Raw genomic sequence first — 12684 nt, 5'->3', positions numbered from 1 at the left:
GTTTGTGCGGTTGCGTTGTGTGCCGTGTTCGGATGCGGTGCTGCCGTTGCAGCGTCAGCTGCCGGGAATTCTCCGAGTTCTCAGCCTAATTCCTCACAAACTAATCTATCGTCAGGTTCACAAACTAATCCATCGTCAGGCTCACAGACCAATCCGTCAACAGGCTCGCAGCCTCAACCTTCTACGCCATCGGGTCCCAGTGCTCCTCCTGCTACGCCACAGCCTTCCAATATTCCCGATAGTGAGATTGCCGTGGCTCCTTATGCAAGAACCCCACAAAATATTCTGGCCTCTCATATCAAGATTACTTATGGCAATTTAGAAACATCTCCGGATGCGTATTGCTCGGGGAACTGGTGGAGTAGTGACGCAAATAGCCAGGATCCACAAAACGCCCCATTACGTATTTGGGCGAATAAAAAGTATCCTAAAATAACAGTAACTGTGGATTCTGCTTTTGCTGCCCAAGGATACCAAGTCTCTAAGGTTTCTCCTGTAGAGGGAGCAATTTCCTTCCCTGGCAACCCGAACTTAAACACCGTGACTGTCAAGCCAACTCCTTCGGATAAACCGATGTATGTTTATGTGAAAATTGGTTCAGACTTTACTGAAATTCCTGGAACAGGGAGTCCGGTGACATTTGTAAAAGGACAATTCGTAAAACTTCCGATTTATGCAGATACTCAAGCTCCTGACTTTACTGTTTCTCCTGATGAAATACATTATGCTGATGATCTTAACCCAGAAGGGATAGTGCCCTTACAAGGCTCATCAAAAGATTCCAGTGGCATCGGAATCACGATTCAGGTCAGGGCTTCAGATTCGCAGCAAAAAATACAATCAACTTCGGGTCAGCCGGATACCTTTGCCCCGGCTTCGGGTCTTGCCGGACAGAAGATAAACATACAATATCCATCTTATAAGGGCAGTTTAACGGATATTCATACTGAAACTTGTGCTATCAAACCTAATTCTCAATGTGTCCAGTTCACAATAAATCTGGACACATTGGTGCAACTCAAATATATACAAAGTAATCAGTACGGTCAAAGTATTTCTGTGGATCTGAGCAAGCTTGTTTTTTCAGTATCTGATAGGGCGGGCAATGAATCGACTCCCTCTTCTCTCGCCGATATGCCTGCATTTAAGCAAAATGGCATAAAAAAATGGAACATATACAATACGCCGAATAGTAATGATTTGCCTAATAATATTTCCGAAGTAATCACACCTTTGGATGACTCGAATAATATTCCTGACAATCCCGAAACAGCTCCTTGCTCAATATATGATGATAACCAAGGCGTTTGCACGCAAAAGACAGGAACAGCGCATTCTGTCTTGCTGACTGCACAGTTCAAGCCGGGCTTTCAAACACTGATTTATCAAATAAGGAATTTCGATCCGAGACTTACTTATACGTATACCGATACTACTTCTGTCCCTCAGAAAACAATCACATCAGATCCGATTGATATTTGCCCAGTTTCCGGAAATGATAGGATTTGCAAAAATCTAACTGGAATTGAAAAAGAATATTCCATGATGCTTCTCCACGAAGGTGGGTACACAAAAGTGCAATTCACCCTTTCCTATAGGAAATCTGCTAATTTACAAGGGCAAAACACCGATGATGAAAATGCTTCACGTGAGCGTTGGCCTATTCCTGAAGCGAATATTCTTGTAGATGGCACGGGTCCAAAAGTGACGGGTACGAAACTGGATTCTTCTCCTGCCGCTACCGACGATAATTCGTTCAGTCAGAAGCTATCCGGTAACAAGTCGATACCGGTTCTGGCGACTATTGTGCAAAAGCCGATGGCATACAGCATAAGGATGCAGGATATATTGCCAAAGGATATTTCCTCGGACAACATATCTGTTATGAACGAGAAATGGACGTCCCAAGTCAAGCTCACCCATAAATCCGACTCCGACAAGAGCAAAGAGTCTTGGATTGAGTATCGGAAGTATGATACATATGCGGAAGTCCTCGATGCGGCGAAGCGGGAAGGAAACAGCCCGGAACCGGCTTGCGTGGCGGATAATGGATGTCACTTGACGCATATTGATCTGACCGAAGACAAGTTTGACACTAGCAGCGGCTGGCTGAACGATGAAAATGCGTTGAAATTTAATGAGGATGGTGCATACCTGCTTTCCGACGTCGTTGTGCATGCCGCCGATAACGCCGGCAATGTGAGCGAGAAAAAGCTCAGTCAGCTCACTGATGGTGGCAACGAGATAATCGTAATAGACGGGCAAAATGAGACCGACAAGAAGGTGACTCTTCAAGTCTGCGACGTGGTGAAAGGCAAGCAGGAAGGTTGTACAGAAGCTAATACCTGGCACAGAAATTCCGCAGCGCTCAAAGTCACAGTCAATGACAAATGGTTCCCGGTCGCTTCCAGATTGGCGACCAACAGAAGCATGCTTGCTCCTCAGCTAGGCAATCCGGGTGAAGTCTCTTTGGGTGAATTCGCGGCTGGCCAAGGCAATAACTGGATTATGAATGTGCAATTGCCGACCAACGGCAGCGGAGATGGCGCGGGCAAAACCGTGGAAGGCCGATACGTCTTCGATCTGACATACCGAACCATTGGAGGAGTGCCAATTCAGAGTCCAACCCTTAAATTCGGTGTGGACTACACGCCTCCGAAGATCACCAAGGTGAATTTCGCGTTGGTTAATCCTTCGCAATGGAACTGGGTATTTGCGCCTGAGCCGGAAACCGTCGACATATCCACTTCCGATGACGTTTCGGGCGTCTGCAATGTCAATGACGACCAGTGCCAGGATGCCGGCCCCACATTCCATGGAGTCTTTTCCGAGCACGGAACCAACAATCCTCCCAGCAAGGTCGATAGTCGAGATGCCGGCAACCATACCACAGAGGTATCGGTGAATTTCGGTGACGATTCCGAGCGGTTGACGCTCAAAGGTTCAACGCTGCGTATCAGCGACAGGGCCGGCAACGTCAGCTCGCTGGACTTGGGAGACACGGTGATGCCTTCCGGCTATGTCCCCGAAAAAGACAAGCCCAAGCTGCTTTCCAACCTGCCCAAGGGCACCACGGGTATCGCCATCGATACCAAGGCGCCGACAATCGGTGTGGTCTATGACAACAACGACGTGCGTAATGGAAAGTATTACAAAGCCAAGCGCACGGCCACGGTGACCATCAACGAATCGAACTTCGACTTCATCAAGGGCAACGACAAATACCGCGATATCGTCGTCACCCGGGCCGATGGCTCGAAGTCGACGGTTGACGCCGACAAATTCGACAACCCGAGCAAGGACGGTTCGACGTGGGTGGCGCAGGTGCCCTGCGACCATGACGCCGACTGGACCTTCGACGTCTCGCTGACCGACCCGGCAGGTCATGTCGCAGCTCCGTACCATTCGGAATTCACCATCGACACGCAAAAGCCGATACTCGAGATGAAATTCGACAACAACTCCTCCGAGAACGGCAATTACTACAAGGCCACGCGCACCGCAAGCATCAAGCAGACGGAACGCAACTTCAGCCCTGCCGACACCGCGGTGACCGTGAGCGCGAAGGACGCCAACGGCACGGCTGTGACTCCGCCGGCTGCGGCGCCTTGGTCGGCACCCAGCAAGGACTACGAGCGCACCACCTCGGTTGCCTTCACCGGCGAGCTGCACTACTCGATCAAGGTGACGGCCACCGACTTGGCGGGCAACACCGCCGAGGCTGTCGAAGAACCCGAATTCATCATCGATATGACCAAGCCGAAACTGGCGATCAGCCAGGTCACCGACAAAACCGCCTACGCGGGCAAGGTGACTCCGCAGATCGATTTCAGCGACACCAATTTCGATCCGATGTTCGCCGACTACAAGCTGACGCGCACCAGAAACCCCGACCCGAGCAAGAAAGACCAGAACGCCAAGCGCGGCAAGTCGAACGCCAACGACGTCTACTTGCAAAGCAAGGAACAGGACAGCAGCACTTCGAAGTCCGTGGCCCTGCCGGACGTGGAGCACACCGTCGACAACGACGACGTCTACACGCTCGACGCGAAGGTGAAGGACAAGGCCGGCAACGAGAGCGAGCAGAAAGTGGTGTTCAGCTTGAACCGCTTCGGCTCCAACTACATCCTCGACGGGGCCACACAGAACATCTTGGGGCGTTACATCAAGGTTCCGCAGGAAGTCCACGTCACCGAGATCAACGTCAGCGGCCTCAACTTCGACAAATCGCATACGGAACTGGTGCACAACCAATCCGTCAAATCGATTTCGTCGGCGAAGGACTACCACCTGGTCAGCGACAGAACCAGCGGCTGGCAGGAAGACACCTACGATTTTCCCGCGAGCCTATTCAACGCCGACGGCTATTACCGGCTTCGTCTGACTTCCGTCGACGCTGCGGGCAACCTCTCGCAGAACACGATGAACAAGAAGAACGAGGCTCGCAACGGCGATGCCCAGATCAACTTCGCCGTGGACCAGGACATGCCCAGCGCTTCGGTGGACGAGCTCAAAAACAACTCCGTGGTTTATGCGCCTTCTCGCGCCCTTGTGGTCGATGCCAAGGATGACGTGGCGCTCAAGTCGGCCGAACTCAAGGTCGACGGGCGAACCGTGGGGCATTGGGAAGGCAAGCGGACGCTCTCTCCGATGAGCTACCGCCTCGAGGCCGACCAGCACGAGCACTCCGTGGAGGTCATCTCCACCGATATGGCGGGCAACCGCACCAAGACCGAGTATTCCGGCATTGTGGTGGCTACGAGTTGGTGGGCCTACATGATGGCGCGCGGGCTGCTGCTGCCGCTGATCTTCGGAGGCATCATCGTGGTGGCACTGGTGGCTATCGGCGCGGTCGCTGCGGTGCGTCGCAGCAAGTCCGTCGCCTATAGGAGGAACGTCTTCAGGCACTCCAAGTCGAAATAGACCGTGAGGGGTTCTTCGCCGGCTGCCGCTGTGGCAGTGCTTCCGCTTTGGAATTGATACACCGCTAGACCACTACTTAGCCATTGCGATTGCCGGTGGGTGCGGTGGGCTTGACGACAGGCGATAGGCAGCGGCCGGCGAGGAATAACAATTAAAGATTTTGCGTCGAAATCCGGCGCAAGCTTCTCCGGGCTAACCGGAGGAGACAAGGAAAGGAAATGAAAATGGCAGGACAGATTCGAATTACGCCGGATCAGATGCGTAGCCGTGCAGGTGAGTATGACCAGCAGGCCAGTGCTGTCGGCGATGTGATCAGCAGAATGGACACTCTGCTCAATGAACTCCAGGAAGAATGGGAAGGCGCTTCGAGCCAGGCCTATGCTTCGCGTTTCGCCGAGCTTCGTCCTAGCTTTACCCAGGCTCAGCAACTGATCAACGATATCGCCACCAGCCTGCGAAACACCGCGCAGTCCCTGGAAGAGACGGATCAGAATATCGCTTCTCAGTTCCGCGGCTGACATGGTTTGCCGTATCTGGTGAGGGAACGGCTGCGGGTAGCTGTTTCCTCACCAGATTACGCGGTGTTCTATTGGTTCATATCCGCCGTCGGTAGTGGCGGAACAGGGCGACCAAGCCAATCTTGTCATGGTTTTTCGGGAGGTAGCTATGCCCAGCAATGCGTATGTAGTGACATTGATCGATGCCCGGCAGCTTGAAAACTTTGCCGTCGAAAGCGGATCGTTCGGTGTCTGTCATATAGGCTTCAGCCGGCAGGGCTTGAACACTCCAAGCGCCACTGTGCGCACCGATAAAAACGGGATGACGCTGACTGCGGATTCCGGTTGCCGCCTGTTCGGCGATGACGGCAAGGCCGTTGAACGTTACGATGTAATGCGTAACCCACAAGGCTGTGTGGTTACGTTGCGGCAGATTGCCCATGATACCGTCGCATTGCTTTTCATCCACCCGTTATCACCAGGTGCCAAGAAATTTCATAAAGTCGCATTTGCGCAGCCTGCCGATATGCCGATCGGGCGCGGGGCGGACAATGCGCTCGTCTATCCGATTTCTTTTGTTTCGGAGCATCACGCCACACTGCGTTATAGGGATGACGGCTTTTCCATTGTCGACAACGGGAGCGTGAACGGTACTTTCGTCAACGGCGAAAGATTGGCCGCAGGGCAGGCAATGAGCCTGAATCCCGGCGATTTGGTGCAGATCATGGATCTGGTGTTCACCGTCGGTCTGCGTTTTATCTCGCTCAATGCCCCTGAGGGCGTGCTCCTCAGGACTTCGCGCAATTGGCACGAGGTTTCGCACGAGAACATCGCGGCCTCCTCTCCCAAGCCGGATGATGATGTGGAAGAGCCGGAACCCTTCTATCCCGCTCCCAGACTCATGCATACCGTGCATGTCAAGACCTTCCATGTCGACGAACCGCCGCAATCGCCGAAGCAGAAGGACCAGCCGGCGCTGATGCAGCTGGGGCCTTCGTTCCTGATGGGCATCGGCTCGGTGTTCATGGCCATTTCGGCGATGTCCAATATCTCGCACGGCGGCAATATCATGACCGCGTTGCCTTCCTTGGCAATGGCTGTGGCCATGATCGGTGGAACCGTAATCTGGCCGATGATCAGCAAGCGGTATACCAAGAAAGTGGAAGGCCGGGAGGAACGTCGTCGTCAAAACAAATACACCGATTATCTCAATTCGATAACCGCCAAGCTGTTGCAGGAGCGCGACCGGCAAATCGCGATCTTGAATGAAAACCGGCCTCCGCTGGCGCAGGTGCTGCAACGGGCCTACGACCTTTCGCCGCATCTGATGGACCGCAATGCCACACATGATGACTTCCTGCAGTTGCGGGTGGGGATGGGCCAGCAACACGTGCAGGCCAAGATCGAGGCCCCGCACCGCGGATTCAGCATGGATGATGACGCCCTGCTCGATCAGGCGGAGGCGCTCGCCGACAAGCCGACGATGATGGAAGCTCCCGTGGCCGTCGATTTGGCGGCGACAAAGACTTTGGGCCTGGTGGGGTCGCGCCCGCTCACTTGGGATTTCGTCAGAGGGCTTTTGACTCAGGTCTGCGGGTTCTACAGCTATAACGAGGTGAAGATAGCCGCTATCGTCAATCCCCAGGAAGAGCGTGAATGGGGATTCCTCAAAGACGCCCCTCACGCACGCAGCAACGACGGGAAAGTGCGGTATCTCGCAGGGGATTCCACCGAATTGTTGGCATTGGACACGATGCTGGGCAAGGTTTTGGCGGACCGCGCGGATGATCATGAAGCCTCTGCACGCACGTGCATGCCGTTCTATGTGGTGCTTTGCGCCAACAAGGATTTGACCTCGGGCTCCTCTAGTGTCGCGAAGCTTTCCCAAGTCGGAAAGAACAAAGGTTTTTGTGTCATATTCCTGGCCGATGAACTCAAGGATTTGCCGAGGGAATGCTCGCAAGTCATCGAACTTGCCAAACCCGACGATGCTCAATTGGCGCGTGGGGATTACGCGTTGGGTACTCCGGGTGTGCTTGCCGGGGTTTCAAGAATGTTCGACCGGAGCGACGTCGGGGGCACGGAACGCGATTTTCGCCCCGATATCCTGTTGTCTGAAAGCCGGGCGCAGGCGTTTGTTTTGGCGCTTTCGCGCGCGCATCTTGGCGCGTCTCAGGCTGAGGGGTCGATGCCCGAGTCGTTGGGCTTCATGGAGATGTTCAAGGCGGGCAGCGTGTTGCAGCTCAACGTGGCCGACCGTTGGAAGAAACATGATTCGTCACGTTCGCTGGCGGCTCCGGTGGGAGTGGGGGCCAAGGGCGAGCTGGTCGATCTCGACCTGCACGAGGACGCGCATGGCCCGCACGGTCTGATTGCCGGCACCACCGGTTCCGGAAAGTCCGAGTTCATCATTACGTGGATTCTTTCGATGTGCGTGAATTTCTCGCCGGACGAGGCCGCGTTCGTGCTCATTGATTACAAGGGCGGCGGTCTGGCCGGCGCGTTCGACAACGACCGGTATCGTCTGCCTCACCTAGCTGGCACGATCACCAACCTCGACGGGGCCGCGGTGACGCGAAGCATGGTCTCGATCCAGAGCGAGCTGAAACGTCGCCAGGCATTGTTCAACAAGGCCTGCGATATCACCGGCGAAGCGACGATGGATATCGGCAAGTACATCTCGTATTGGCGTCAAGGGGTATTGAAGGAACCCTGCCCGCATCTGTTTGTAGTGGCGGATGAGTTCGCGGAGTTGAAGCAGCAGGAGCCGGCGTTCATGGATGAGCTGGTTTCGGCGGCGCGTATCGGGCGCTCGTTGGGGCTGCACCTGGTGCTGGCGACGCAGAAGCCGACGGGTGTGGTCTCCGACCAGATCGCGAGCAACGCGCGGTTCCGTGTGTCGTTGAAGGTGGCGGATGCGGGAGACAGCCGCGAGATGATTCGTCGTCCCGACGCGGCCGAGCTCGACCGGCCTGGCGAATTCTATCTTTTGGTCGGCTACGACGAGCTGTTCGTGGGCGGGCAGGCGGCGTACGCGGGCGGCTCGTATGTGGAACGCGAGGTGTACGAACCCAAGCGTGACGTGTCGGTGGAGCTGGTCGGTCTGGCCGGCGAACCGTTGGCGCGGCTTCGTCCGGCGTCGGGCGGGACTTCGGGCTCGAAGGTCTCGGAACTCAACGCGGTGTTGGCGCAGGTGTGCGAGGTGGCGGGGGCGTCGGGGCTTTCGGCGCATGCCTTGTGGCTCGACCCGCTGCCGTCTCGTGTGGTCATCGACGGGCTACGGGAGAAATATACGAATGACTGGCCCGGGGATTCGGATCTGGTGCTGGTCGGCGGCGAGCTGGACGATCCGGAGCAGCAGCGACAGGCGTTGATGACGTTGGACCTCGGGCACGACGGCAACCTGTGCGTCTATGGAGATGTGTCCACCGACCCGGAGGGATGGCTGGCTGCGATGCTCACCGAGCTTGCCGGCCGGATGGACCCTGCGCATCTTCGTTTCTATGTGCTTGATTTCGGTGCGGGCGTGTTCTCGGCGTTCGCACACGACCCGCATTGCGGAGGGGTGGTGCTTTCCGGAGACGTCGAGCGGGTGGAGAGCCTGTTCCGCCTGCTGGAGCGCGAGATTGAGCGTCGTCGTGACCTGTTCGCCCCATATGGCGGTTCCATTGGTGGATACAACGACCATGTCGACGCCGGAGCCGTGGAACCGGAGCTTCTGGTGCTGCTGGTAGGTGTGCCGGCGTTCTACGAAGCATTCCCGGACATGGAGGATCGTCTGAATTCGATGACGCGCGACTGCGTGCGTTACGGAGTGCGTTTCATCGTCACGGCAGCCACCGCCAACGGTCTGCGTATGCGTCTGAGGGCGAATATGGGGGCGAGCGTGGTCACCGCGTTCAATGACGAGAACGATTACGGTACGGTGCTGGGCAGCGGGGCGCGCAAAATGGTGCCGCCGCATGCTTTGCGTCGCGGGCTGGTCGCCTCGGGCAAGAAGGTCTACGAGTTCCAAGGGGCGTCGTTGTGTGACGACCCGTCGGGTGAAGGTGATGTCATACGCAGTTTCGCGGATTGGGACGCGGGCCAGTGGCATGGACAGTCGGCACCGGCGATTCCTGTGCTGCCGAAGGTCGTCACGCCGACAATGTTCGCCGGGCTTTCCTTGGGACGTTCTTGCGTGCCTGCCGGTATTTCCGTCGAGGGCATCGAACCAGTCTGCTTCGATGCGCAGCGTACGCCGGTGATGCTGGTGGCCAGCAACGATGCGGACCAAATCGGTTCCTACTTCCGCGGTCTGGCGCGTGCGCTCTCCGACGCGGGAGTGCGTACCGTGACGTTGGACATCGACGGGATCGTTCCGGAAGGTTGCGGCGATGTGCGTTCGAAGGATACCGGGGTGCTCGACGCCCTGCATGCCGTCGAGCAGGGCGGCTTCGATTTGGTGCTCGTTCCTTCGGTGATGACGCTGGTCTCCGGTCTGTCGCCGGATACCGGGGCCCTGTTCACCCGTCTCGTCTCCTCGGACGAGATCAGGAGGCATACCGGTTTCGTGGTCGGCACCGAAGCGTGGAGAGCCAAAGGTGTTTACGAGGCGTGGTTCACCGCCATGACCGCCTACAAGGACGGCTTGTGGCTGGGGGCCGGATTCAACGCCGGCCAGACGCTGGTCAACACATACGGCGTGCCGCTGTCCGCTTTGAAGGGGGTCGGCGCCAAGGACGCGGTATTTGCCTCTCGCGGCAGCGTGATGAAAGTGAGGCCTTTGCAATATGAAGGGAATAAAGACGAATCTGAAAAGGAGGAGAAACAATGAGTGGTAAGGAAATCAAATCGAACGAGGCCGCTTGGCAGCAGGTTTCGAACAACTTCAAGCAGATGAGCGACGACATTGTGGCTTCTGCGCGCTATATCAAAGATGCGTCACAGGCCTTGGAATCGTGGCAGAGTGAATCCGGAGATATGGCACGGCAGATGTGTCAGCAGGCGCGAACTCTGGTGGATGTTCTGGCTCAAGGATTTGCAAGTTTTTCGTTACAATCGACGTCTGCGTCCGACGCTTTCATCGCGGCCGACAATGCGGCTGCCAGCAGCAACACGGGAGAGGTAAAATGCTGAATGTAAATACCGATGATGTCCTCGATGCCAAGAATGCCATGGACAGTTTGCATGACACCATTGCCTCGGTTGCCCAAAAATACAATACTGTAGATGTCTCCAGCCTCAATGCCGGAATGGCTTCAAGCTCGGCGGATGTGATGGCGAGGGGATGGTTTACTAGTGCTGATGCTCTTGCCATCGGTCTTAAGCAGTATTCGGTTAACTTGAGTCTTGCACACTTGGATTTGACTACTGATATCTCATTCAAAAGAGCTGCGGTGGCAGGGCTGCTGGGTGGTGGTTCTGTGGCCAATCCAGTCAATATTTTCTATGATGATGAGGCAAAGGTCGATCAGACTTCCACTAGTTTGGATCGAGCGTTCGCCTCCTTCATATTGGCGGTTGAGGCTGCTAAAGGCTTTGCCTTGATGTTGGACAACGGCGGAGGTGAAAAGGAAAATATTCTTGCCGCGTTGTTCCTGTTGTCAGGCAGACTGGTGGAAGAACAGATCCAGGTCAATTCCGCAAAGGAAGCGTGGGACAATTATGGGCAGGCGGTGCAGGATTTCGATGACAAGTATAAGGAGGAGTTCAGCCACTCGATAGTCGGTAATATTCCGAACTTGACGAAGACGCTTCCATCTCAAATTAAGGATAAGGTGTCGAAATTCCTCTCGGATTTCGTCGAGTATACCAAGGATCCGAGCAAAATTAAAGATCTCCGGAACCCCGAAAAAATGCTCGAAAACTTTAAGGATGAATTCAAGGATTTCCTGCCATATGAGACGTATTTTAAGAAATATGACGTTGGTGTTAAAGGGCATGAGTCTGGGGGACGCAAGATATGCAACGACTTCGATGAAATCGTCAAAGACTTAGATCATGGAGACGAATTTGGTGCGCTGGGTAAGGGCATGAAATTCGCAAACAAAGGCCTCGGCGTCGCAGGCAAGGCCATGGACCTGTACGATGTGGCGTCCAAGGGTGTTGGTGCATTTTTGGGTACCAATGGCTCCATCGGCGACAGGCTGGGTGCCGGTTTCAAGGCGTCTGGTAAAGAAGGCGTCAAGGTTGGTGTATCGACCGCAATAACAGCAGTAGCCACGATAGGGGTAGGCGTAGCTCTTGGAGGTTTGACCGGTCCGTTTGCCCCACTGGTAGTTGCTGGTGTCCAAGTCGGTGCCAGTGTGCTTATCAGTGGTAAAGCCGATGAATTTGGAGGTAAAGTCAGTGAACGTTTATTCGGACGGTAAGTATATGCACAGGCAGACTTCACCCGTTCAAGTTTCTTCATCTGATAGTAGCGTGCCAGAAGTGTTTTCGATTCCGAGTCGTGAAGAGGATCTGTCCGTTGGACGTTCTGCCGATGCTTGGTCGTTTGATTTCACGTTGACTGGGCCGATGTGGTGTCGGTTCGCGCAGGCGTCGAACGCGTATGGCAGGGGAATACGCCTCATCGGTGTACTCTTGGCCTTTGTTGGTTTTGGCTTTATGGCTCTTGGGTTCATTATTGGCATTAAATACGATTTGGGCATGTTTCTTCTTTTGGCGGCTATCGGTGCGGTTGGCTTGTTGGCGTGTACGCGGTCGTATTCGTGTTGGCTGCTGATGCATACGGTGTTGTGGTCGGCGTGTGACTGGTTCGATGTGCCGGCGTTGAATACGTGGCAGGCGAAGGAGACGGTCTCGGCGTGGCGTGAGCACCGGTTCGACGCGCGCTGGCTGACGCCGTGCCGCCTGTGGGTGGACGCGAACGGGGTGGTGCTGCTGCGCCGGGTGCGGGGCGAGGAGCATGAGGTGCGTGTCCCGTGGTCGCAGCTGGGATGTGTGCGGCTGACGGAGGAGGCGGTGGTGTTGTCGCCTTCGGCGAGTGGCCTGTCGGGTGTGGATATCATTCCGGCGGTTGCGGATGTGAAGTTCGCGGATTTGTCCGGTTGTGTGCTGGTGGACCGGCGTGTGATGCCGGATGTGGATGGGTTCGTGGTCTGGTGCCGGGAGCGTATCGCGGCGGCGTCGCCGCGGTTGCGTGGCCCGCGTCGTTGGTGGCGTGGGTTGTGTTCGTGGCTGTATGCGGACGGGAAGTATCTGGACGGCCCCCCGGCATGGGCGGCGAACAAATGAACGAGACGCGGCACGTGGTTGTTGACGGTGGCGTTAGTGGAAG

7 protein-coding genes are annotated in these 12684 nt (G+C 55.6%); 6 read left to right on the top strand and 1 reads right to left on the bottom strand.

Annotation, left to right across the window (positions count from 1 at the left end):
- Positions 1-308: 308 nt before the first annotated feature.
- Positions 309-551: a hypothetical protein gene (locus OZX62_RS07515; protein ID WP_277175590.1), complete on the bottom strand. Its 243-nt coding sequence runs from the start codon at positions 549-551 to the stop codon at positions 309-311.
- A gap of 1333 nt (positions 552-1884) precedes the next feature.
- On the opposite strand from OZX62_RS07515, the gene OZX62_RS07510 reads away from it, so the two are divergent.
- From OZX62_RS07510 to OZX62_RS07485, 6 genes are all read left to right on the top strand, one after another.
- Positions 1885-4923, top strand: coding sequence for an Ig-like domain repeat protein (locus OZX62_RS07510; protein ID WP_277175589.1), 3039 nt, complete (start codon positions 1885-1887; stop codon positions 4921-4923).
- A gap of 224 nt (positions 4924-5147) precedes the next feature.
- Entirely contained in the window at positions 5148-5441 is a 294-nt protein-coding gene (locus OZX62_RS07505; RefSeq protein ID WP_277175588.1) for a WXG100 family type VII secretion target, read from the top strand.
- Between the two features lie 148 nt (positions 5442-5589).
- Entirely contained in the window at positions 5590-10236 is a 4647-nt protein-coding gene (gene essC / locus OZX62_RS07500) for a type VII secretion protein EssC (protein ID WP_277175587.1), read from the top strand.
- Positions 10233-10538 carry a hypothetical protein gene (locus tag OZX62_RS07495; RefSeq protein ID WP_277175586.1) on the top strand — a complete coding sequence of 102 codons (306 nt, stop codon included), beginning with the start codon at positions 10233-10235 and terminating at the stop codon, positions 10536-10538. Before essC ends, OZX62_RS07495 begins: the two co-directional genes overlap by 4 nt.
- Positions 10532-11773, top strand: a complete 1242-nt coding sequence (locus OZX62_RS07490; protein ID WP_277175585.1) for a hypothetical protein — start codon at positions 10532-10534, stop codon at positions 11771-11773. The genes OZX62_RS07495 and OZX62_RS07490 overlap by 7 nt, the downstream gene beginning before the upstream one ends.
- Positions 11751-12641, top strand: coding sequence for a hypothetical protein (locus tag OZX62_RS07485; protein WP_277175584.1), 891 nt, complete (start codon positions 11751-11753; stop codon positions 12639-12641). The genes OZX62_RS07490 and OZX62_RS07485 overlap by 23 nt, the downstream gene beginning before the upstream one ends.
- Positions 12642-12684: the final 43 nt, after the last annotated feature.

This window comes from Bifidobacterium sp. ESL0690 (assembly GCF_029392315.1).
Classification (GTDB): Bacteria; Actinomycetota; Actinomycetes; order Actinomycetales; family Bifidobacteriaceae; genus Bifidobacterium.
Note: the sequence above shows the minus strand (reverse complement) of the source record. Positions and strands in the feature narration are given on the sequence as shown.

Excerpts from the sequence above, each read along its gene's own strand:
- OZX62_RS07510 (WP_277175589.1), top strand. The coding sequence starts at position 1,885 with ATGAACGAGAAATGGACGTCCCAAGTCAAGCTCACCCATAAATCCGAC.
- essC (WP_277175587.1), top strand. The coding sequence starts at position 5,590 with ATGCCCAGCAATGCGTATGTAGTGACATTGATCGATGCCCGGCAGCTT.
- OZX62_RS07505 (WP_277175588.1), top strand. The coding sequence starts at position 5,148 with ATGGCAGGACAGATTCGAATTACGCCGGATCAGATGCGTAGCCGTGCA.
- OZX62_RS07495 (WP_277175586.1), top strand. The coding sequence starts at position 10,233 with ATGAGTGGTAAGGAAATCAAATCGAACGAGGCCGCTTGGCAGCAGGTT.
- OZX62_RS07490 (WP_277175585.1), top strand. The coding sequence starts at position 10,532 with ATGCTGAATGTAAATACCGATGATGTCCTCGATGCCAAGAATGCCATG.